The sequence below is a fragment of the Alcaligenes ammonioxydans genome, from assembly GCF_019343455.1.
In the GTDB taxonomy this organism is placed as follows: domain Bacteria; phylum Pseudomonadota; class Gammaproteobacteria; order Burkholderiales; family Burkholderiaceae_B; genus Alcaligenes; species Alcaligenes ammonioxydans.
On record NZ_CP049362.1, the window covers coordinates 523,289 to 543,132 of the forward strand.

Sequence of the window (19,844 nt, forward strand, 5' to 3'; positions counted from 1 at the left end):
TCCTCATCAGGAAGCGATAGGTATTAAGCGATTTTTCACTTTTTGTCTATCTTAATGAGAATTGATCTCAGTACGATGCGGGTACGCCACACTCTGGTACTGATCCTGCTTTTTTTCAGCAGAATTTAAGGAAAAGGCCTGTTTTGGATGGACTTAGTAATAAGAATGATTAATATTACGTTTCCTTTATTAAAAGAACTTATCAAGCAGTGAGAAGCCGCCGACGCAAGCGATTGGCCTGGCTCCCTTAGTCCTGTCTTGAAAAAGTGATACCTACCATTTGGAGCTGGTATGTTGTTTGTTTCTTCCGTACCGCCTCGCCGCTTTGCCGAGACGGTTTTGTCTGCTGCCTTGTTTGCTGCCCTGACCGCGCCTGCGATGGCGCAAACCGCTGATCCGGGTGTGACCGAGTTGCAGTCGATTAAAGTGCAGGGTTCGGCAGACGCCAATGGCATAGATGGCTTTCAGGCCCACAAAGCGCAGTCGGTCAAATTCTCTGAGAGCTTGTTGAACACACCGCGTTCCATCACCGTGATTCCAGAGGAGGTGATCCGGGACCGTGGCGCGACCTCGCTGCAAGACGTGCTGCGCACGACCCCTGGCATTACGCTGGGATCGGGTGAAGGCGGCACGCCCGTGGGGGACCGTCCTTTTATCCGTGGTTATGAAGCCAGTACCGATATTTTTATCGATGGTGTGCGCGATTACTCTCGTGGCTCGCATGAGACCTTCAATCTGGAATCGGTTGAGGTTCTGAAAGGCCCCAGCTCGGCCTATACCGGCCGTGGCGGCACGGGCGGCAGCTTGAACCTGGTGACCAAGTCGCCCAAGCTCAAGGACTTTTTCCAGGTGGAAGCGGGTTACGGCACGTCGGACCAGTATCGTCTGACTGCCGACGGCAACTATGTGTTTTCGGATACGGGGGCAATTCGCTTGAACCTGATGCGTATGGGCGGCGATGTCCCGGGTCGCGATGGGGTAAAAATCGACCGGTGGGGAATCGCTCCTTCGATTGCCTTTGGCTTGGGCACGCCCACGCGTGTTACGTTGTCCTACTCCCGGCTTGAAAACAAGGATATGCCCGATCTGGGCTTCCCCTTCAAGAATGCCGCCAACCCGGGCCGTGTCACGCCTTTGGAAGCGGATCGTGACAATTTCTACGGTCGTCACAATGTAGATTTCCGCAAATACATTGCCGATACCGCCTCAGCCAATATTGAGCATGATCTCAATGATCGTTTCACGGTGCGTAACGTTACCCGTTACAGCAAGACGCTGAACCATTACCTGATGACCCGTCCGTCCTTTGACAATTGCGTGGCAGGGGCGGGTGGTGCTTGCGCGTCGGAGGGACCTGGTCTGCAGTTTCGTCGCGATGACCGGACGAATTACCGGGTGGCTGAGTCCTTGCTGAACCAGACTGATGTGTATGGCAGCTTCAATACCGGTTCGATCAAGCACGATATTGTGGCGGGTGTGGAGATCAGCAAAGAGGAAATTCACAACAAAGCCATGACGGGCGGGCCAGGCCGTGACACGGACTCGTTCTACAACCCCGACCCCAATCGTCAGTACAACTATTCCTTGCAGTACGGTCCCAAGACCAAGACAGGCGACATCAATACCCGTTCCGCGTATCTCTTTGACACTTTGACATTGAACGAGCAATGGATGGTGAATGGCGGCCTGCGCTTTGATCGCTTTGAGGCCGACAATACCAAGGACTCCCGCACCGACGATATGTGGAACTATCAGCTGGGCGTAGTCTATAAGCCCGCTCAGAACGGTTCCATCTACTTGAGTTACGGTACGTCCTCCAACCCGACAGGCGAAAATCTGGGGCAGGCTGGGGGAGCAGATGGCCCGGCAGGCGGCGCGGCCATCCGTGATCTGAAGCCCGAGCGCAGTTACAGCTGGGAGCTGGGTACCAAGTGGGATGTGGCCGACGAAAAATTGTCGCTGACCGCTGCCGTATTCCAGACCGACAAGAAAGATGCCCGTTCTACCGACCCGCTGACCGGTGATGTGTCGTTAAGCGGCAGCAATCGTGTGCGGGGCCTGGAGCTGGGTGCGGCTGGCGCGATCACGCCGAACTGGAATCTGTGGGCAGGCTATACCTACCTGGACCCCAAGATCAAGAAGTACCGCAATGGCAGCAACGTCTTTGACGGCAATCAGATGAAATTCATCGCCAAACAAAGCTTCAATATCTGGACGACTTACAAAGTGATGCCCGAGCTGACCTTGGGTGCAGGCGCCACCTTTGTGGGCAAGCGGTTTGTGGATGATGCCAATCAGCTGAAGCTGCCGTCGTACTGGCGTTACGATGCGATGGCGCGCTACGAGCTGAACAAGAACGTGTCCTTCCAGTTCAACGTCAACAACATCAGCAATGTACGCATGTATGATGCTTCCCACGTGGGGATTTTTGCCAACGTGGGCCCCGGCCGCTCTTACATGTTCAATGCGTCTTACCGTTTCGAGTAAATTGCCTCGGGTAGGCTGATGGCAGATGGGCCGCCCGCGGGGGCGGCTCATCTGCTTTTTCCGCGTTCCGATGTGTGTCTTTGTTCTCGCAGGTCTCTCATGCTGATTACTATTCCCGACGTTCTCGATGCCGAGCAATTGCGCGATTGTCGCCAGGCCCTGGAGCAGGCGCAGTGGGAGGACGGACGCACGACGGCAGGCTATCTGGCCCAGCACAGCAAGCGCAATTTGCAGTTGCCTCTGGATGCGCCTCTTGCCCGTCAGATGGGCGAGTTTCTGATGCACGTACTGGGGCAGCACAGCGGCTTTATTGCCGCTGCCTTGCCACTGCGCATGCTGCCGCCACGCTTTAATCGTTACGAGGGTGGCGGGGAATATGGCAACCACATTGATAACGCGATTTTTACCGTTCCTGGCACGCCCCAGCGCCTGCGTACCGATGTGTCCACAACCTTGTTTTTCAGTGATCCCGACGAGTACGAGGGGGGCGAGCTGATCATCGAGGATGTGTACGGCACTCAATCCATCAAGCTGCCTGCAGGACATATGGTGGTGTATCCCGGTACCAGCTTGCATCGCGTAGAGCCGGTAACGAAAGGAACGCGCTATGCCTCCTTTTTCTGGACGCAAAGCATGGTGCGCCACGCGCATCAACGCAAATTGCTGTGGGAGCTGGATCAGAGCATTCAGCAACTGGCCAGGCAGAATGCGGATGCCCAGGAGCTGTCACGCCTGACGGGGATTTACCACAATTTGTTGCGTGAATGGAGCGATGTCTGATCGCCTGGAGCTTGATTGACCATGTCCCACGAACGACTGCCCCCACTCACTCACATCCCGGCCCAGATTAGCTGCCTGAGGGATTATGAATCCTATGCCCGTCAGCGTATGCGTACGCAGGACTGGGCTTACTTCAGCACGGGGGCAGCCGATGAGCTTACTTTGCAAGACAATCTGGCCAGCTTCGGGCGTTGGGGCCTATGGCCTGCTGCTCTCAGCGAATTTGATCAGCCCTCGACCCGCTTGACGCTGCACGGGCAGTCCATGGATTACCCGATTCTTCTGGCTCCCGTGGCTTATCAGCGCCTGGCTCACCCTGACGGTGAATTGGCCAGTGTGTTGGGCGCGGGTGCGATGGGGGCGACTAGCGTAATCAGCATGCAGGCCAGTCATTCCTTTGAAGAGATCGCCGCACGGGCGCACGCCCCTTTGTGGGCCCAGTGGTACTGGCAAACGGATCGCGCCTTTACTGTGGATTTATTGAGGCGGCTCGAAGCGGCCGGTTATGCCGCGCTGATGTTGACGGTAGATGCTGCGGTTAATGGTGTGCGTAATCAGGAGCAACGTGCCGGCTTTAGCCTGCCTGAGGGGGTGGACGCCGTGAATCTGCGGGGGGCGCCCAAGCAACAGGTGGTTTTGGGTGCAGCAGGAACCAGTCCTTTGTTTGCTAGTGGTTTGTTGGATACGGCGCCGACCTGGGAGGATCTGGCCTGGTTGGTGCAGAACAGTCCTTTACCAGTATGGGTGAAGGGTGTGATGCGACCCCGAGACGCTCAGCGAGCCCTGGATAGGGGGGTCGCCGGAATTGTGGTGTCCAATCACGGAGGGCGAACGTTGGATGGTGCTCCCGCCTCTGTGGACGTCTTGGCACAGGTTTGTCAGGTCGTGCAGGGCAGGGTGCCGGTCTTGATGGATGGCGGTATTCGACGCGGAACCGATGTGCTCAAGGCATTGGCGCTGGGTGCAACAGCCGTGATGATTGGCCGTCCTTATATTTATGGTCTAGCCGCCGCAGGAGCGGCCGGCGTGGCGCACGTCCTGCATATTTTGCGGGCGGAACTGGAAGTGGCAATGGCTCTGACGGGTTGCAACACCTTGGCTGATATTGGCCCTGAACTGCTTTATCGATCCTGAGCGGGCACTGGTTGCGGCTTGGGTTCCAGCTCTTGCTCCGGCAAGCTTTCTTTGGGCCAGCCATGTTCCCGCTTCACCCTTTCCCAATCAAAGCATGGCCCCGGATCGGTCTTGCGCCCCGGGGCGATATGCTCGTGTCCACGTACTGCGGTCAAGTTATGACGCATACGCAGGGCGCGGCTCAGACGGGACAGTTCCCGGTACTGCGCTTCTGTAAAAGGCTCGAAATCGCTGCCTTCCAGCTCGATGCCAATAGAGAAGTCATTGCAGCGCTCACGGTCTTCAAAGCGTGACACACCCGCATGCCAGGCACGGCGGGTAGTGGGCACAAACTGGATGATATGGCCCGTGCGCTGAATCAGAAAGTGCGCTGATACTTTCAGGTCCCGGATATTCTCGAACCAGGGATGAGCACTGATATCCAGCTGGTTCTGGAAGAAATCCCGAATATAGGGTCCGCCAAACTCCCCGGGGGGCAGGCTGATGTTGTGCAGCACCAGCAAGGTCGGGGTGTCGCCCTCGGGGCGCTCATCCTGATTGGGAGACAGGGCCCGCAGGACATTGGCATGAGGTTTGAGCCAGCCCTGGCGATCCAGGTCGTAGGCGTGGTGCATGCGAGCCATAGCTTCAATTGCGCGGGCCGCGCTTGGCGTGTTCCAGGCTGCACCAGGTGTGATGATTGCTCATCAGGGCTTCAGAGCGCGGCAGGTAAATGCCACAGTGCGCACAACGAACCATCTCTTCGGCACCGCCTTTCTTGCGTGGGGGGCGCGTGGTCGGGTTGGGTGGAGTGCGCTTGCGGGCCTTGTTTTGTGACACGATGCGGGCAATGATCATGGCCCCCAGAATGACCACAACCCAGAATAAGACTTTACCCAATTTTCCCTCGTTGCAAGATGACGTCCAGTACAAAGTGGCTGCCTGTATAGGCGAGCAGCAGGAAGGCAAAGCCGGCCAAGGTCCAGCGCAAGGCTACCCGACCGCGCCATCCATACTGTTTTCGACCCCATAATAAGCCACCAAATGTAACCCAGGACAGCAAGGTAAAGACAGTTTTATGGTCCGCTGGCAGAAATTTACCATCTATGGCCATGGAGACAGCGGCTCCGCTCAAAATCGTGAGGGTCAGAATAAGGAAAGAGACGCGGATCAGACGAAACAGCAGCTCTTCCTGGACCAGCAGGGGCGGCATGGTGTCCAGCACCCGGCTGAACAGGCCGCGTTGCTCCTGATGAGCCACAGGGCGGTGCAGTTGACGGTCCAGCGCGGTCATCAGGACGGCATGCAAGGCAGCCACTGTGCTGAGACCATAAGCGACCAGGGCGATCATCAGGTGGATGCGCAACCATTCATTGCCCACATGGTTGACGATATGGCCCTGGGGAAAAGCCATGGCCAGCAGGCTGACGATTGTGGCTGCAGGCAGTAGAATGAGCAGCAGGCTGTCCAGACGCAGATACAGGCTTTGGAACCAGAACACCACCATACCCAGCCAGATTGCCGCCGATAGGGCCAATGCCCAGCTCAGATGCAGCCCCTGGGGCTGCACAATCGTCAGCAACAGGCCCGCTCCATGCACAATGATGGCGCATAGCAAGGCTACCCGGCTGGGGGCGTTCAGTACGGTTCGGGTGCTGCCGCGAGTCAATGGACGCCAGAGCGAGATCGACAGCACGATGTACGCCAGTGCGGCGAGCAAGTGAAATACAATACTTGCAGACATAAGTCCCGGTTTTCCTGAAAAACGGTACGGGGCGTACCTCAAGTGGCCATTTTATTCTTATTCGTAGACCACACGATAACCTAGTTTAAGCGAACCCAGTCCTATGTTTGAAAATCTGACCCAGCGTATGTCACGTGTGGTGAAAACCATGCGCGGCCAGGCTCGTCTGACCGAATCCAATACTCAGGATATGTTGAGGGAAGTGCGTCTGGCGCTGCTGGAGGCGGACGTGGCCTTGCCGGTCGTGCGCGATTTTGTGGCACGGGTCAAGGAAAAGGCACTTGGTGTTGAAGTTGCCGACAGCCTCAATCCGGGGCAGGCGCTGGTAGGGGTTGTTCACCAGGAGCTGACCAACTTGATGGGGGCAGACCTGGGCGACAACGCCAGCGAGCTGTCCTTGGCTGCCCAGCCTCCTGCTGTGATTCTGATGGCGGGTTTGCAAGGGGCCGGTAAGACCACGACCACTGGTAAGCTGGCCAAATGGCTTAGCGAAGGCGGCCATATCCAGCATGGCCGCAAGACAGGCAAGAAAAAAGTGCTGGTGGTCAGTGCCGACGTCTACCGTCCTGCCGCTATCGAGCAGTTGAAAACCGTTGCCGCGCAGGTCGGTGTGGAGTTTCTGCCTTCCGATCCCAGCCAAAAGCCTGCAGACATTGCCCGTCATGCCTTGGATCATGCCAAACGTCATCACTTCGATGTGTTGATTGTCGACACGGCCGGTCGTCTGGGCATTGATGAAGAGATGATGCGCGAGATACGCGCGCTGTACGATTTGCTGAACCCGATCGAAACCTTGTTTGTGGTCGATGCGATGCAGGGCCAGGACGCGGTCAATGTTGCCAAGGCTTTCGCCGACGCTCTGCCCCTGACCGGTGTGGTCTTGACCAAGCTCGACGGTGATGCCCGAGGTGGTGCAGCCTTGTCGGTACGCCATGTCACCGGCAAACCGTTGAAGTTCGTGGGTGTATCGGAAAAACTGGACGGTCTGGAGCCTTTCCACCCCGAGCGCATGGCTCAGCGGGTGTTGGGGATGGGCGATATTGTCTCTCTGGTCGAGCAGGCTCAGCGCAACATCGACATTGCCGACGCGCAAAAGATTACCGACAAGATCAAGGCCGGCGACAAGTTCGACCTGAACGACTTTCGCGATCAGTTACAGCAAGTCAAAAAGCTGGGCGATATGGGCTCTTTGCTGGAAAAACTGCCTGCCCAGTTTTCTCAGGCGGCGTCCCAGCTGCAAGGCGGTCAGGCTGAGCAGCAATTGCGTCGTACTGAAGGCATCTTGAATTCCATGACTCCTGCCGAGCGTGCCAAGCCTGAGTTGCTGAAGGCGTCGCGCAAGCGTCGCATTGCGGCTGGTTCGGGCGTGTCGGTGCAAGAGGTCAACCGTCTGCTTAATCAGTTCGAGCAGATGCAGGGCATGATGAAACAGATGAAAAAGGGCGGCATGGCCAAAATGATGCGGGGCCTGGGCGGCATGGGAGCCTTGAAAGGTCTGGCCGGTAAAGGTTTCAAGGGTTTTCGCTAGGCAGCCGTTAAAGTCGGCGGGAGTGGCGTGATCCGCTTCTCCTGGAGGCTTGAGTCAATAAAAAAACGCCCGATGCACTGCATCGGGCGTTTTGTTGTGGCTTGAGCGAAAATCCAGGCCTGTCACCGATGGACAAAGACCGGTACAAGCCCGTTTTACAGGGCAGGAATACGCAGTACCTGACCGGGATAGATCTTGTCAGGATGGCTGAGCATGGGTTTGTTGGCCTCAAAAATGACCGTGTACTTGGCCCCATGGGTTGTGCCGTAATGGACTTCGGCAATTTTCCACAAGGTATCGCCTTTTTGGACGGTGTACATGGTGGCCTCGATGGACGGCTGTGCCACCGTCAACTGGTTATCGACTTGTGCCACACCCAAGGTATTACCCAGTGCCAGTACGATTTTTTCCGCCTGTTCGGTGGAGGCAACCTGACCGCTGACCGTGACCTTATCGCCTTCTACCGTCAGATTCAGACCGTCAGCGGACAGCTGGTGTTTGGCCAGTTCTTTCTGCAGTTCGTCTGCGGTGGCTGCTTTGGCCTCATTGGCGCCAAAGAGTTTTTCGCCGACATCTTTAAGAAAACTGAATACGCCCATCGCTTTGCTCCTGAAGTTAGGGTTCTATGGCAGCCTGCTCGCTGGCAGGCCAATCCACCCATTATGACCGCATTTCTAACGGTGAAGCGGTACCGGAATGTCAGCAATTGTGCATTTTAGGAAGGGGCGTCAGCCGCCTCCGACCGCAACCACGATTTCAATCGTGTCGCCGTCCTTGATAGGGGTATTGGCATGCTGGCTTTTGGGCACGATATCGCCGTTAAGCTCTACAGCAATGCGCTTGTTCTCGTAGCCTAGCTCGCGGATCAGGGAGCCAATCGTATCGGAGTTTGCCAAAGTCTTGCTCTGGCCATTCAAGGTAATGTTCATTCTTGTCTCTGGATAGGGCCCGACAAGGGTCGGACGCGTGATTCAGATGGCAAATTTCCGGGTGGCAGCCAACAAACGGGCCAAAATACCCGGTTCGTCATAAGCGTGACCCGCGTCGGCCACCATATGGAATTCTGCCTGGGGCCAGGCGCGATGCAGTTGCCAGGCTGTATGCGCCGGAGTGCACACATCATAGCGCCCCTGGACGATTACCCCGGGAATGCCGTGCAGGCGGTGGGCATTTTTGAGCAGTTGATCCGGCTCCAGAAAGCCCTGATTCATGAAATAGTGGTTTTCAATACGAGCAAAAGCCAAGGCCGCCTTATCACTGGATTTGGCGTCCAGGTGATTCTGGCTGGGCAACAGTGTAATGGTGTTGCTTTCCCACTGTGACCAGGCATGCGCGGCCCGCAGCTGTACAGCAGGGTCGTCACCTGTCAGACGCTTGTGGTAGGCCGTGATCAAATCATGGCGCTCGTTCTCGGGAATGGGGGCCAGGTACTGTTCCCACATATCGGGGAACAGGCGCGAGGCACCGTCCTGATAAAACCAGTGCAGCTCTTGCGGGCGCGCCATGAAGATGCCCCGCACGATCAGTTCGCTGACGTGCGCGGGGTGAGTCTGGGCATAGGCCAGCGCCAGAGTCGAACCCCAGGAACCGCCAAAGACCAGCATCTTGTCCGCTTTGAGCTTTTCCCTGCGCAAGCGCTCCATATCCTCAACCAGATGCCAGGTGGTGTTGTTCTCCAGGCTGGCATGAGGGTATGAGCGCCCGCAACCGCGCTGATCGAACAACAGCACATTGTATTTTTGCGGGTCGAACAGGCGTCGATGATCGGTAGAGCATCCTGATCCTGGTCCACCATGCAGGAAGATGGCTGGCTTTCCGGCCGGGTTGCCGCAGCATTCCCAGTAGATATGGTGGCCATCATCGGTATGCAAGGTGCCTTGTGCGTAAGGCTCGATCGGCGGGAACAGGGTTGCGCTCATTGTTCTTTCTTGGGCCAGTTCAGTTCAGGGGTAGGGGTGTCATTGCGCGTGAAGATCAGATCCCATACGCCATGGCCCAGACGCAGTCCGCGATTCTCAAATTTGGTTAGCGGCCGAAAGTCGGGACGAGGTGCGTAGCCCTCGTGCGTGTTGGTCAGCATGGGTTCAGCCGACAGCACTTCCAGCATCTGCTCCGCATAATTTTCCCAATCGGTTGCGCAGTGAATATAGCCACCGGGCTTGAGGCGGCTGCTGAGCAACTGAATAAAGGGCGACTGGACCAGTCGGCGCTTGTGGTGGCGTTTTTTGGGCCAGGGATCGGGGAAGTAGATGTGAATGCCAGCCAGCGAAGCAGGCGCGATCATGTCGCGCACCACTTCCACTGCGTCATGCTGAATGATGCGGATATTGCTGATCTGATTGTCATCAATACGCTTGAGCAAAGCGCCGACACCGGCGTTAAACACTTCCACACCCAGGAAATTGTCATCGGGTCGGGCCTGGGCAATTTTCTGGGTGGTTTCACCCATGCCGAAACCAATTTCCAGAATCACGGGCCTGTCGTTGCCGAACACCGTTTCCGGTTTCAGGATGTTGTCGCGGTAGCTGATCGACCACAGCGGCAAGAGGCGCGCCAAGGCTTGCTCCTGGCTGGGCGTGATGTGCGCGCGCCGATGAACAAAGCTACGGATATGGGTCTCGCCGGAATTGCTGTTGGCGACAGTGGGCGACAACAGGGATTGTTTTTCGTTGCTGGAGGTCATGGTTGGGGCGCGGGCATCGGAAACGGCTCGCGTATCAGCTAAAAGCGGGAAAGCTCTATTGTAGTGAGTCTTGCCGCCAAATTCATGTGGTGGTGGGTGAAAAAGATAGGGCGGGTGTGACGCACAGCCACCAGATCGCGCTATAATTTTCGCTTCCCCTTTCGCGGGACCGGCTGCGTTTGACGCAGACCTCTCCAACAGGGCGGGTGTAGTTTAATGGTAAAACTGATGCTTCCCAAGCATCCGTCGTGGGTTCGATTCCCATCACCCGCTCCAGTTCTGCTTTGTTTCCAACTCCCCCGTTTTTCTGCAACGTTTTCCCAAGCCAGGCTTTGCCGCTCTCGGGATTCGGGTGTGTTGGGCTGCAAAACGACTGCATTTCTACTTCTTAGGCTGTGGTAGCCGCTGATTCTTTCAGCGAAACTGGATGCACGTCGTTATGTATTGAAAATAAGTACACCTTTTATCGACGTGTCACTGGTGACGACATAAGGTGGCAACCTGTCGACGAAATCGAGATTTGGCATCATGATGCTTGATGCTGTGTGGAATCCGAGCCAGCCTTATATCCAGCTACCTACTTGGCTGCCCAAGCATGCACTGGACAGTCGTGTTGTTCTAAAAGCCCGCATTGAGGCGCGCACAGCATGGGCGGAGCTTAAGCAAGCTGCGCAGCTGATTCCTCATCAAACGATGCTGATCACGTTGCTCATTGGCGACCAGCTCCTTCCCATGGCACTATATTTGGCATGCAAGAAGATCTTTTCGGCGATGCCATTCCTCAGCCACCCGCCTCAAAGCCCGCCGCCCTCTCGCGACGCAAAATCACCAAAGTCAGCCTTGCTGCTTCCGCCCTGGAGCTAAGCGAGCTGGCAGCTCAGCTGCCTGAAACCCTGCGTTTCGGTGTCTCCACCTGGTCTTACCCCGGTTGGCAAGGTTTGGTCTGGGATGGCGAGTACGAGCCAAGTACCTTGTCCAAGCACGGCCTGGAGGCCTACCACCAACACCCCTTAATGCGCACGGTGTGCATTGATCGGACTTTCTGGCGTCCTTTGACGGTCACGCAGTATGGCGCCTACGCCGCGCAGGTCGATAAGGATTTTCGCTTCGTGGTGAAGTGTCCATCCCTGATTACGGACGCGCAAGTGCGCGATGAGCAGGGCAAGGTGCGCAAGTCCAATCCCGACTTTTTGAACCCGCGTCTGGCGGTGGAGCAGTTTGTGCAGCCTGCCGTGGAGGGCTTGGGGGCCAGCCTGGGGGTACTGGTCTTCCAGTTAAGCCCACTGTCCTGGGCTTGGTTGCATCGGCCCGCCGACTTGTTCCATAAATTGGGGCACATGCTGGCGGCGGCACGCGAGGCTTTGCCTCAAGGCTCCTCAGTGGTGCTTGCCGTAGAAGTGCGAGACCCCGAGCTGCTGAGTCAAAATCTGGTCGATACGCTCAAGGCCAATGGAGCAACGTTTTGTCTGGGCCTGCATGGCAAGATGCCGCCCATCGAGGAGCAGTTGCCGATATTGCGCGCCTTATGGCCCGGTCCTTTGGTGTGTCGCTGGAATCTGAATCGGGAGTTTGGGGCCTACGGTTATGCCGATGCTCAGAAAAAACACACCCCTTTTAATGCCATTGTCAGCGAGGACTTGCCTACGCGTACCGTGCTGGCACGCACGATTGGCGGCATCACGGGGGCGGGCCAAGCTGCTTATGTGACGATCAGCAATGATGCAGAAGGCTGCGCACCGCTGTCCATTCAGCGGCTGGCGCAGCTTATTACGGCGCAGAAAAAGTAAAGGCGAGGCGGGCGGGCCCGTTTGTCTGCGTCAAGAGGGGGCCTTTTGGTGCCTAATCAGGGATAAAACAGCAGCAGTCCGAACACGGCAAAAACCATCAGGTGCATATAGCCGTGAATGGGAGAGGTACGTGGGCCGCCAAAGCTCAGCATGCTCAGCATGACGGTAAGCAGAAACAGCACCATGTCGGTATTGCTGATACCCATAACGACCTGTTTACCGCTTATCAAGCCGATAAGCAGGACCACGGGTACGGTCAGCCCAACGGTAGAGACAAAGGCCCCCAGACAAAGATTGATGGCGCGTTGCATTTCATTGTTCATGGCAGCCTTGATGGCGGTAATGGACTCGGGGGTGAACACGATAATGGCAATCAGCACCCCCCCGACGGCGACGGGCGCGCCGGAGGCGGCAATCCCGTAATCGGTCACGATGGCCAAATCATGCGCCAGCAAGACAATCGGCAAAATCAGGGCGATCAGCACCAGGCTGCTTATCAGCATGGCGCGGGTAGCCTGGGGATCACGCGGTGGGGGCGTTGCGTTCTTGGCGCCTGGCACAGTGTCATGGGGTTGCATATAGTCATGACGACGGCTACCCATTTGCAGAGACAGGAACAGGGCATAGATCAGGCCCGTCAGTATCGAAATGCCGATGGCCTGTGTCGTGCTGAACTCGCCCGCAGTGCGGGTGTAGTTGGGCAGTATCAGCGCCATACTGGTCAGCAAGACGATCATAGACAGGTAGGTGCGGGTACCTTGACGGTTGAACGCCTGATCGCCATTGCGCGCCGCGCCGGCAATCAGGCACAGCCCAGTGATCAGATTCAGAATAATCATCATCACCGCATAGATCGAATCTCTGCCTATGGTGGGAAAGTCGCCCGGCCCCAGCAGCACCGAGGCAATCAGAATGACCTCGATCAGCACAATGGATAAAGTCAGGATCAGGGTGCCGTAAGGTTCGCCCAGTTGATGGGCCAGATGGTCTGCCTCACGAACGACGCCAAAGGAGGCGGCCAGAATGGTGATGAACAGAACCAGAAAGGCGAGGGTTGCCGTAGTGCCGTTCAGGGAGTCACCCAGCCATTGACTGCCAAAAACCGTGAACAGACCCACAATGGACCAGGAGCCGAACAGGCGTAACCAGGTGACAGGTGCAAGCAGAGGGGAGGAGCCGGTGTGTTTCATGGTTGTTGTTTCCCGCGCGCAACGCTGAAGATGGCCAGGCGACGCGATGCGTCGTGCTCAAAAAACAGGCAGGAATGGGAAGCAGGAACATGCGCCAGGGCATGTGAGGGTGAGGCAGGGTGGACCATCGTGGATGCTCCTTTTGAAGGAGTAGGGCCGTCCCTGTATTGAAAAGGCAGATCCAGGTCGTCCCGGATCTGTTTTGAATTGAGCTATTCAAGCCCACGATTTTATCATCCTGTGCCCATACGGCAAGTCGGGGGCTTCCCAAGTGGTGCTTTCGCGGACGGGAATCTTCTTTTGCGCACCTGCGTGCCGCTTTATTCCCTCCTATTTAAGGTGGGCACCATTCTGATGAAAAAGAGGGAGAACCCAGGGATCGAAGAGCTGGTGTTTTTTCTGTGGGGAGTTTGTTTTTTTCAATGGCCTGTCTGAATTTGCCAGGCGCCACACCTGCATAGGTTTTGAATGCGGTCGAGAAATTGGCCGGGCTGGAAAACCCCAAGTCGGTTGCGATGACATCAATTTTCAAGGCGGTCGTTCGTAGCAGATACTCAGCCCGATACATACGCTGCAGTCGGATATAGTTGCTGACGCTCAAGCCGAAATTGCGCTGAAATATATTCATGATTTTTCGTCTTGAGATCTTGAACATATCGCACAGTTCTTTCTGGCTGGGCGGTGAGCCCAGATTGGCATCGATTGTTTTTTGAATGGCGTAGATCAGCATGCTGGTTTCAGCAGTGGTGCTGGGCCGTTGGGTCAGAGGCTTGCCGGCAGAGAGGTGGGAGAGCGCCTGTTTGGGATTACGTAAAGGAACGTTGATGCGCTCTTTGACTTCGTCAACGGCATAGGGATTGCCAATGTAATCAACGGCTCCTGCCTTCAGGAAATTGACGCATTCTTCACTGCTGCTTTCGCTGCGTGAATCCAGAATGATGATGGGAATGTGAGCGGTTGCTTTTAGCCCTTGCAGCATGTGTGTCAGCGATAAGGCATCAATCCCGCCTACTTGTTTATCCATCAGGATAAGTTCGGGTAGCGTTAGCTGGGCCTTGGTGTAGCCTTGCACTCCATCAGCGGCAACAGAAACCCGAAACGCTCCAGCCAGCAGAGATTGCAGAAGGTGTTCGTGCTGTCGAGTGTTATTGGAGATCAGCAAAATCCTGGTTTTTTGATCCGGCTGACACTTTATAGTGGCGTATTTGTTCAATATAAAGCCCCGCGCCCTTCTTCTGTCGAAGACGGCTACCTTTACTGGCATTGCTCAAGTAGCCAATTCCTTCAGAATACAGACTCTATGAATAGATAAAATCTATCGATATGATTCGTACGGCAGACATAACATTTTGTATCAACGGAAAAAGTAAATTTTCAAAATTGCTCATTGCATTTTATTTTTGGCAGGCGGCGTGCTGAAAGCCGGAATCCCGGGCTTTAGGCCGAACCCAGAAGTCGATTCTCAGCAATGCTACGTTGACGTATGGGTGAATTTTCCTGGCAGGAACAAGCGTGATTCTACGGCTTTTAAGACCGAACGAATGAGGGGGCTTTGGCAGGTCTGCCGTTGCTTTTCAGGTCTGCGCGTGTAGCCGTTCGCAGGTGTTTCACCCGAGCCTCCCCGTTTTTTTGTGAGGACTCATCCGCGGCGCTCAGTCAGTCAGTGAACGAGCATCGACGTGAACCCTGGGGGGGCTGAGTGTTGAGCTTTCTCAAGCGCCGGGCTTCGGTGTTGGGATGGTTTTTAGACCGTTTTGGGGTCCCCGCTCTTGAATGACATTGAGCAGGATGGAGACGGGGCGCAGCCAGTCTCTGACGCGACTATCGCTAAGGGCAGAACAAGCTTGGTAGCCTTGTTCTGCCCTTGCTGTAAAACCCGTTGAACACTAGTCGGAACGTCGACTTAAGCCGGGGCAGGATGCATGTGGATGGCCTCGTCCAGCATGTCCAGCCTGTCTTGCCCCCAAAATAGCTCGCCCTGATACACATAGGAGGGTGAGCCGAATACACCGGCTGCAATCGCTTCGTCGGTATAAGCCTGATAGCGTTGTTGCATGTGCGGCGCCTGTTCAAACCAGTAGTCAGCGTCCAGGTGCTGTGACTGCATGATTCGAGCCAGTACTGCTGGATCGGCAATATTGCGCTCTTCACACCATTGCGCCCGCAGTATGGCCTTGTACAGCTCTAGGACGGGCAAGCCGGCCTGATTGATGGCGATGACCACGGTCGAGGCCAGCGTGGCATCCGGGCACATGAAGCGGGGCGTGGGGTTGATGGGGGTGCCCAGCTTGCGGCACCAGCGCTGCAGTTCAGTGATCCGATAGGCCTGGCGTTCGGGGGAGCGTTGTCCGAGCAGCACACCCCCTGTACGGGCATACACCTGCGGCAAATCGACGGGCTTGTAATGGATGGGGACACCCTGTTTGCGGGCGATCGCCTCCAGACGGTCGGCTCCCAGGTAAGCCCAATCCGAGTTCATCCAGAAGTAGTAGTGAATGCCGGCCGTGCTCATGTGCGCACCTTGGGACGGGAAAGATTGGGCAGGGAGAAGTGGGCCGGTCCGTGCATGAACCAACTGCTGGCAAAAGCGATCAAGCCCAGCGCACTCAGATACCAGACGATGTAGTCAGGTTGTCCGTCTCCATAGGCCAGTAAGGAAGTCGCCACCAAAGGGGCCAGACCGCCACCGATGGCGCCAGAGACCTGGACAGCGATTGAGATCCCGCTGTAGCGTACCTCGGGGGGGAACTGCGTGGAAAACAGACCGCCCTGCGGGCCATAGAGTGCTGCATAGACCAGACCAATGGCAATGACCAGCGCCAAGGTGATGGTGCCGGTGTCCAGGCTGCCCAGCATGGAGAAGAAAGGCGAGGAGAATGCCAGCATGCAAAGCGTACCCGCCATAAAGACCCATTTAAAGCCGAGACGGTCGCCCAGTACGCCAAACAGGGGCATGGTGAACAGGGCGGCAAAGGCGCCCCATACCGTGGCATTGAGCATCACACTACGCTCTACCCCGAGGGTGGTGGTGGCATAAGCCAGGGCGAAGGTCACCACCGTGTAAAACCAGGTGACTTCAGCCAGGCGGCCGCCGACCACCAGCAGAACTTCACGGGGGTAGTGACGCAGCACTTCCAGGGCGGGAATAGCGACCTGCTTGCCCTTTTTGCTCATCTGCTCAAAGTCTGGAGATTCGGCCACTTTGGCTCGAATCCACCAGCCTACCAACAGCAGCGCGACACTGGCCAGAAAGGGCAGGCGCCAGCCCCAGGTCAACATGTCTTCTTCGGGCAGGCTGGCAACGGCTCCCATCGCCAAAGAGGACAAAATAAGGCCCGGCGCGACCCCGGTCTGGGGCAGACTGCCAAAAAAACCTTTTTTACCATCCGGGGCGTGTTCCACCGCCATCAGGACAGCGCCACCCCATTCACCTCCCACGGCAACCCCTTGCAAAAAACGCATCAGGACCAGCAGGACGGCCGCCCAATAGCCAATACTGTCGTAGGAGGGAATCAGTCCGATCAGGATGGTAGGAATACCCATCAGAAACAGCGTAATTAACAGCATGGATTTTCGGCCCAGCTTGTCCCCGAAATGGCCGAACACAAAACCGCCCAGGGGACGGGCAAAAAAGCCTACGGAATAGGTGGCAAAGGCCGCCAGAGTGCCCGTAATCGGGTCGAAGGCGGGAAAAAAGATCTTGTTGAAGATCAGTGCGGCAGCAGTGCCGTAGAGGAAAAAGTCATACCACTCTATGGTGGTTCCCATCATGCTGGCCAAGCCAGCAGTGACGTACTGGCGCGACGAACGCGCCTGTCCGGTGTGAGGCATCGTCATAGCGACCTCCTGGTGGAAGCGGGGTGTTGAGTGTGGGCGTCAGCGAGTCGTTGTTAAGGGCGCAATGCCTTGGGTCTGACGGGACCAGTAATCGAAGGTCGCGTTCACAATGGAGGGCTTGAGCAGGTAGTCGTGGGCCTCGGCCGCCAGAGTGTCATCGACGGGAGTCAGCGGGCCAAACGCCGCTTGCGCACGCACCTGCAGGCGTGCCGCACGCTCCAGGTAGACCGACAGGTAGGTCGCCTCCTGGCAGCTTTTTCCCGCAGTCAGGTAACCGTGGTGAGCCAGGATGATGGCGCGCTTGTCGCCCAGCGCTTCGGAAATGATAACGCCCTCCTGGTCGGCAATGGGTACACCGGGCCATTCGCCCAGAAACGCACAGTCATTGTGCAACGGCGTCATGTCCATTTGCGAAATCACCAAAGGCTGGCGGGCGGTCGCCAGCACGGTCGCCCAGGGTGAGTGCGTGTGAATGATGGAGTTGACGTCGGGGCGGGCTTCGTACACCCACAGGTGAAAGCGGGTGGCGGGGTTGGCCATGCCCTGGCCGCTCAGGGTGTTCAGGTCGCGATCAACTTCAATGAAGTCATCGGGTGTGGCTTCATCAAAACCCAGACCAAAGCGCAGGGTCCAGTAGGCCCCGGGACGCTCGGACCGGACACTGATCTGGCCGGCCAGACCGGCCTCCTGTTCGGTCATGGCCAGAATGCGACAGGCAAACGCCATGGTTTCGCGGGTGTCGCGCTGGACTTGGGGTAGATGCGTGGCCATCTCTTTGGTGGCACGTTCATCGAAATAGGATTTGTCTCTGAGGGGGGTATCCATGCGATTTGTCTCCTTTAGCATGCTTCGCCGGTCTATGCGCCGACGATGGGGTCATTGTCTTGATTTAAATCAAAAGGAGCTATGTGCCTTGGCTCATAGCTCCTATTCCATTTGGCATGAAGAGGGATCGCATATGCCGGCCCGGCATGAGCCGGGCGCGGCGACTTTTCTCCTTTGCGCTTACGCCTGACGCCATCGGGAGCGCTCGCGTCGTCGCGAGCGGGACCAGGGGTGTTGCACCTTATGCGGCTGTGGCCGGGGATCGGGTGGATGTCGCGTGTCATTATTTTCCACGGGATTGGAGTCCGGTTTGGGCGAGTCCAGAAAGACATCAATGGAACAATCGCAGTCGAGGTACATGGACAGTCCTTTGTCAGCGTGAAGAAAGGGGAGGTAGTAGCGCAGCTCGGTTGCGGGCTTGCGTCTCTCCTGAAAAAAACGTGTCATAGCGCTCTAGCAAGGCTTGCAGAATCAACTCAGGGTAGTTGTCCTGCTCAACCGGCAGGCGCGCCTGCAGGTGCGCCAGATGTTCATTATCTTGTTGCCCGCCCCAGTGCTTGTGGTAGTGGCCTTGTTGATAGCCACGTAGCTGGCGCAATCGGTTCAGGGCATTTTTGCCGACGTAGGCATGGTAGAGCGTATCCAGCGTCAGACCGCACAGGCCTGCCAGCAAGGCAAAGCCCTCAAAATCAAAGTGACGGGTTTGCAGCACTCGCAAGGTAAAGCGTTCCAGGGCATGCATGAGCGTGGTGGAATCACTGGCGGCTGTGTCTTGGGCGTGTTGGAGTTGTTCCAGCGCGGCAGCGGCCTCTTGTTCGCGCAAGGCATCGTTAGCGTGAAGCACATCACACAGTCCGAAATGCAGAATATCGATTAACTCCAGCTGTAGTTGCGGCAGATTTCGTTCGGACTGTTGCCACCACTTCCAGTCCAGGTAAGCAGCCAGCTCCGCGCATTCCACCCAGATTGCGCGGTAGTAGTCCTGTTTGGCTACTCGCCAGTTCGGGTCAATCAATTGATTCAGCTCGGATTGCAATGCGAGCATCTGCTGGAGTCGGCGCACGCCCGCAGCGGTGGGGGTGGGCGTTACATGCTGACCCAAACGGTGCTTTTGTTGACCCTGCCCGTCAAAGTTTTCCGGGGCCAGCCACGTCTGGAAATTTGTTTTCAGGGCAGGCCATTCTTTATCGGTGATGGAGAACCAGGCTGTGTCGCGTGAACGGCCCTTATAGACAACGGCCTGACGGAACACCCCCTCGTAACGAAAGCCTAGACGCCGTGCTGCTGCTTGTGAGGGGGCGTTGTGCGTGTCGCATTTCCATTCGTAGCGACGGTAGCCCAACTTCTCAATGGCGTAGGCCATCAACAGATAGTGGGCTTCGGTGGCCAGGCGGGTTTGTTTCAAGGCGGGTGACCAGGCGACAAAACCTACCTCGATACAGCCGTTTTGCGCGTCAATCCGCATGAGGGCCAGGGTGCCCAACGCCTGTCCGGTCGTCTGGTCTACGACGGCGTAATGCACGGCATGGCTGGCCTGGCTGATGGCGTGCAGGTGCTGATCGAACTGTATCCGGTTGCTGAAGGGCCCGACTGACAGATAGGTCCAGTCGCGCCCGTCGCGGGCGCGGCTGTAGGCCTGATACAAGCTGTCGCCATGCTTGTCGGGGTCCACGGCTTCCAGGCGACAGTATGTGCCCTGAAGAACGCAGCGTGCAGGTTGGGGGCGGGCTTGCCAGTGGGCAAGCGCGGGGCCAATAGGCTGATGATAAGCGTTTAGCTGAACCATAGGTCATCTGCAATAGAAAACGCTCCAGAGATGCCTGTGTGGGGCATCTCTGGAGGCGGAAAAGGCATGGACTTGGCCGGGAAT

Annotated in this window: 19 protein-coding genes and 1 tRNA gene; 6 read left to right on the top strand and 14 right to left on the bottom strand. The window is 56.7% G+C overall.

Features of this window, described 5'->3' with window-relative positions; translation table 11 throughout:
- The first annotated feature begins 291 nt into the window (after positions 1-291).
- From FE795_RS02365 to FE795_RS02375, 3 genes are all read left to right on the top strand, one after another.
- Positions 292-2,487, top strand: a complete 2,196-nt coding sequence (locus tag FE795_RS02365) for a TonB-dependent receptor (protein WP_131071261.1) — start codon at positions 292-294, stop codon at positions 2,485-2,487.
- Between the two features lie 99 nt (positions 2,488-2,586).
- Entirely contained in the window at positions 2,587-3,267 is a 681-nt protein-coding gene (locus FE795_RS02370; protein ID WP_003803959.1) for a Fe2+-dependent dioxygenase, read from the top strand.
- A gap of 21 nt (positions 3,268-3,288) precedes the next feature.
- A complete protein-coding gene (locus FE795_RS02375) occupies positions 3,289-4,401 on the top strand; it encodes an alpha-hydroxy acid oxidase (protein ID WP_131071262.1) in 1,113 nt (370 codons plus the stop codon).
- On the opposite strand, the gene ampD is transcribed toward FE795_RS02375, so the two are convergent.
- The 3 genes from ampD to FE795_RS02390 are packed head-to-tail and all read right to left on the bottom strand — an operon-like array spanning position 4,389 to position 6,124.
- On the bottom strand, positions 4,389-5,024 hold the full coding sequence (ampD, locus tag FE795_RS02380) for a 1,6-anhydro-N-acetylmuramyl-L-alanine amidase AmpD (RefSeq protein ID WP_131071263.1): 636 nt from the start codon (positions 5,022-5,024) through the stop codon (positions 4,389-4,391). The genes FE795_RS02375 and ampD overlap by 13 nt on opposite strands.
- Positions 5,025-5,028: 4 nt before the next feature.
- Complete coding sequence (locus FE795_RS02385) at positions 5,029-5,280, bottom strand: PP0621 family protein (protein WP_131071264.1); 252 nt, start codon at positions 5,278-5,280, stop codon at positions 5,029-5,031.
- Positions 5,273-6,124, bottom strand: coding sequence for a cytochrome C assembly family protein (locus FE795_RS02390; RefSeq protein WP_003803955.1), 852 nt, complete (start codon positions 6,122-6,124; stop codon positions 5,273-5,275). The genes FE795_RS02385 and FE795_RS02390 overlap by 8 nt, the downstream gene beginning before the upstream one ends.
- Before the next feature lie 103 nt (positions 6,125-6,227).
- On the opposite strand from FE795_RS02390, the gene ffh reads away from it, so the two are divergent.
- Positions 6,228-7,652: a signal recognition particle protein gene (gene ffh, locus FE795_RS02395; protein WP_003803954.1), complete on the top strand. Its 1,425-nt coding sequence runs from the start codon at positions 6,228-6,230 to the stop codon at positions 7,650-7,652.
- Positions 7,653-7,807: 155 nt separating this feature from the next.
- Here ffh and lysM read toward each other — a convergent pair whose 3' ends face one another.
- The 4 genes from lysM to trmB all read right to left on the bottom strand — a co-directional run bounded on the left by lysM (position 7,808) and on the right by trmB (position 10,335).
- Complete coding sequence (gene lysM, locus FE795_RS02400) at positions 7,808-8,251, bottom strand: peptidoglycan-binding protein LysM (RefSeq protein WP_003803953.1); 444 nt, start codon at positions 8,249-8,251, stop codon at positions 7,808-7,810.
- 129 nt (positions 8,252-8,380) lie between these two features.
- Positions 8,381-8,581: a sulfur carrier protein ThiS gene (thiS, locus tag FE795_RS02405; RefSeq protein WP_003803952.1), complete on the bottom strand. Its 201-nt coding sequence runs from the start codon at positions 8,579-8,581 to the stop codon at positions 8,381-8,383.
- A gap of 42 nt (positions 8,582-8,623) precedes the next feature.
- Positions 8,624-9,571 carry a prolyl aminopeptidase gene (gene pip, locus FE795_RS02410; RefSeq protein ID WP_131071265.1) on the bottom strand — a complete coding sequence of 316 codons (948 nt, stop codon included), beginning with the start codon at positions 9,569-9,571 and terminating at the stop codon, positions 8,624-8,626.
- A complete protein-coding gene (trmB, locus tag FE795_RS02415) occupies positions 9,568-10,335 on the bottom strand; it encodes a tRNA (guanosine(46)-N7)-methyltransferase TrmB (protein ID WP_003803950.1) in 768 nt (255 codons plus the stop codon). Before trmB ends, pip begins: the two co-directional genes overlap by 4 nt.
- A 202-nt stretch (positions 10,336-10,537) precedes the next feature.
- On the opposite strand from trmB, the gene FE795_RS02420 reads away from it, so the two are divergent.
- Both FE795_RS02420 and FE795_RS02425 read left to right on the top strand, forming a co-directional pair.
- Positions 10,538-10,611 (top strand) — tRNA-Gly (locus tag FE795_RS02420).
- Positions 10,612-11,084: 473 nt separating this feature from the next.
- The gene (locus FE795_RS02425) at positions 11,085-12,122 is read left to right on the top strand and encodes a DUF72 domain-containing protein (protein ID WP_131071266.1); all 1,038 of its coding nucleotides are present in this window, start codon (positions 11,085-11,087) and stop codon (positions 12,120-12,122) included.
- 56 nt (positions 12,123-12,178) lie between these two features.
- Here FE795_RS02425 and FE795_RS02430 read toward each other — a convergent pair whose 3' ends face one another.
- The 7 genes from FE795_RS02430 to FE795_RS02460 form a co-directional block, all read right to left on the bottom strand.
- Complete coding sequence (locus tag FE795_RS02430) at positions 12,179-13,312, bottom strand: calcium:proton antiporter (RefSeq protein WP_131071267.1); 1,134 nt, start codon at positions 13,310-13,312, stop codon at positions 12,179-12,181.
- A 334-nt stretch (positions 13,313-13,646) separates the two neighbouring features.
- Entirely contained in the window at positions 13,647-14,576 is a 930-nt protein-coding gene (locus FE795_RS02435) for a response regulator transcription factor (RefSeq protein ID WP_230406241.1), read from the bottom strand.
- Positions 14,577-15,215: 639 nt separating this feature from the next.
- Entirely contained in the window at positions 15,216-15,824 is a 609-nt protein-coding gene (locus tag FE795_RS02440) for a 2-hydroxychromene-2-carboxylate isomerase (protein WP_131071268.1), read from the bottom strand.
- On the bottom strand, positions 15,821-17,149 hold the full coding sequence (locus FE795_RS02445) for an MFS transporter (RefSeq protein ID WP_219235592.1): 1,329 nt from the start codon (positions 17,147-17,149) through the stop codon (positions 15,821-15,823). The genes FE795_RS02440 and FE795_RS02445 overlap by 4 nt, the downstream gene beginning before the upstream one ends.
- A gap of 39 nt (positions 17,150-17,188) precedes the next feature.
- Positions 17,189-17,974 (bottom strand): aldolase, encoded by a 786-nt coding sequence (locus FE795_RS02450; protein ID WP_131071270.1) that lies wholly within the window; start codon positions 17,972-17,974, stop codon positions 17,189-17,191.
- A 180-nt stretch (positions 17,975-18,154) separates the two neighbouring features.
- Positions 18,155-18,334: a hypothetical protein gene (locus FE795_RS02455; protein ID WP_131071271.1), complete on the bottom strand. Its 180-nt coding sequence runs from the start codon at positions 18,332-18,334 to the stop codon at positions 18,155-18,157.
- A 13-nt stretch (positions 18,335-18,347) separates the two neighbouring features.
- Positions 18,348-19,760 (bottom strand): GNAT family N-acetyltransferase, encoded by a 1,413-nt coding sequence (locus FE795_RS02460; RefSeq protein ID WP_003803941.1) that lies wholly within the window; start codon positions 19,758-19,760, stop codon positions 18,348-18,350.
- Positions 19,761-19,844: the final 84 nt, after the last annotated feature.

Coding starts and splice junctions, on each gene's coding strand:
- FE795_RS02365 (WP_131071261.1), top strand. CDS start 292: ATGTTGTTTGTTTCTTCCGTACCGCCTCGCCGCTTTGCCGAGACGGTT.
- FE795_RS02370 (WP_003803959.1), top strand. CDS start 2,587: ATGCTGATTACTATTCCCGACGTTCTCGATGCCGAGCAATTGCGCGAT.
- FE795_RS02375 (WP_131071262.1), top strand. CDS start 3,289: ATGTCCCACGAACGACTGCCCCCACTCACTCACATCCCGGCCCAGATT.
- ampD (WP_131071263.1), bottom strand. CDS start 5,024: ATGGCTCGCATGCACCACGCCTACGACCTGGATCGCCAGGGCTGGCTC.
- FE795_RS02390 (WP_003803955.1), bottom strand. CDS start 6,124: ATGTCTGCAAGTATTGTATTTCACTTGCTCGCCGCACTGGCGTACATC.
- ffh (WP_003803954.1), top strand. CDS start 6,228: ATGTTTGAAAATCTGACCCAGCGTATGTCACGTGTGGTGAAAACCATG.
- lysM (WP_003803953.1), bottom strand. CDS start 8,251: ATGGGCGTATTCAGTTTTCTTAAAGATGTCGGCGAAAAACTCTTTGGC.
- thiS (WP_003803952.1), bottom strand. CDS start 8,581: ATGAACATTACCTTGAATGGCCAGAGCAAGACTTTGGCAAACTCCGAT.
- pip (WP_131071265.1), bottom strand. CDS start 9,571: ATGAGCGCAACCCTGTTCCCGCCGATCGAGCCTTACGCACAAGGCACC.
- trmB (WP_003803950.1), bottom strand. CDS start 10,335: ATGACCTCCAGCAACGAAAAACAATCCCTGTTGTCGCCCACTGTCGCC.
- FE795_RS02425 (WP_131071266.1), top strand. CDS start 11,085: ATGCAAGAAGATCTTTTCGGCGATGCCATTCCTCAGCCACCCGCCTCA.
- FE795_RS02430 (WP_131071267.1), bottom strand. CDS start 13,312: ATGAAACACACCGGCTCCTCCCCTCTGCTTGCACCTGTCACCTGGTTA.
- FE795_RS02435 (WP_230406241.1), bottom strand. CDS start 14,576: ATGCCAGTAAAGGTAGCCGTCTTCGACAGAAGAAGGGCGCGGGGCTTT.
- FE795_RS02440 (WP_131071268.1), bottom strand. CDS start 15,824: ATGAGCACGGCCGGCATTCACTACTACTTCTGGATGAACTCGGATTGG.
- FE795_RS02445 (WP_219235592.1), bottom strand. CDS start 17,149: ATGACGATGCCTCACACCGGACAGGCGCGTTCGTCGCGCCAGTACGTC.
- FE795_RS02450 (WP_131071270.1), bottom strand. CDS start 17,974: ATGGATACCCCCCTCAGAGACAAATCCTATTTCGATGAACGTGCCACC.
- FE795_RS02455 (WP_131071271.1), bottom strand. CDS start 18,334: ATGTACCTCGACTGCGATTGTTCCATTGATGTCTTTCTGGACTCGCCC.
- FE795_RS02460 (WP_003803941.1), bottom strand. CDS start 19,760: ATGGTTCAGCTAAACGCTTATCATCAGCCTATTGGCCCCGCGCTTGCC.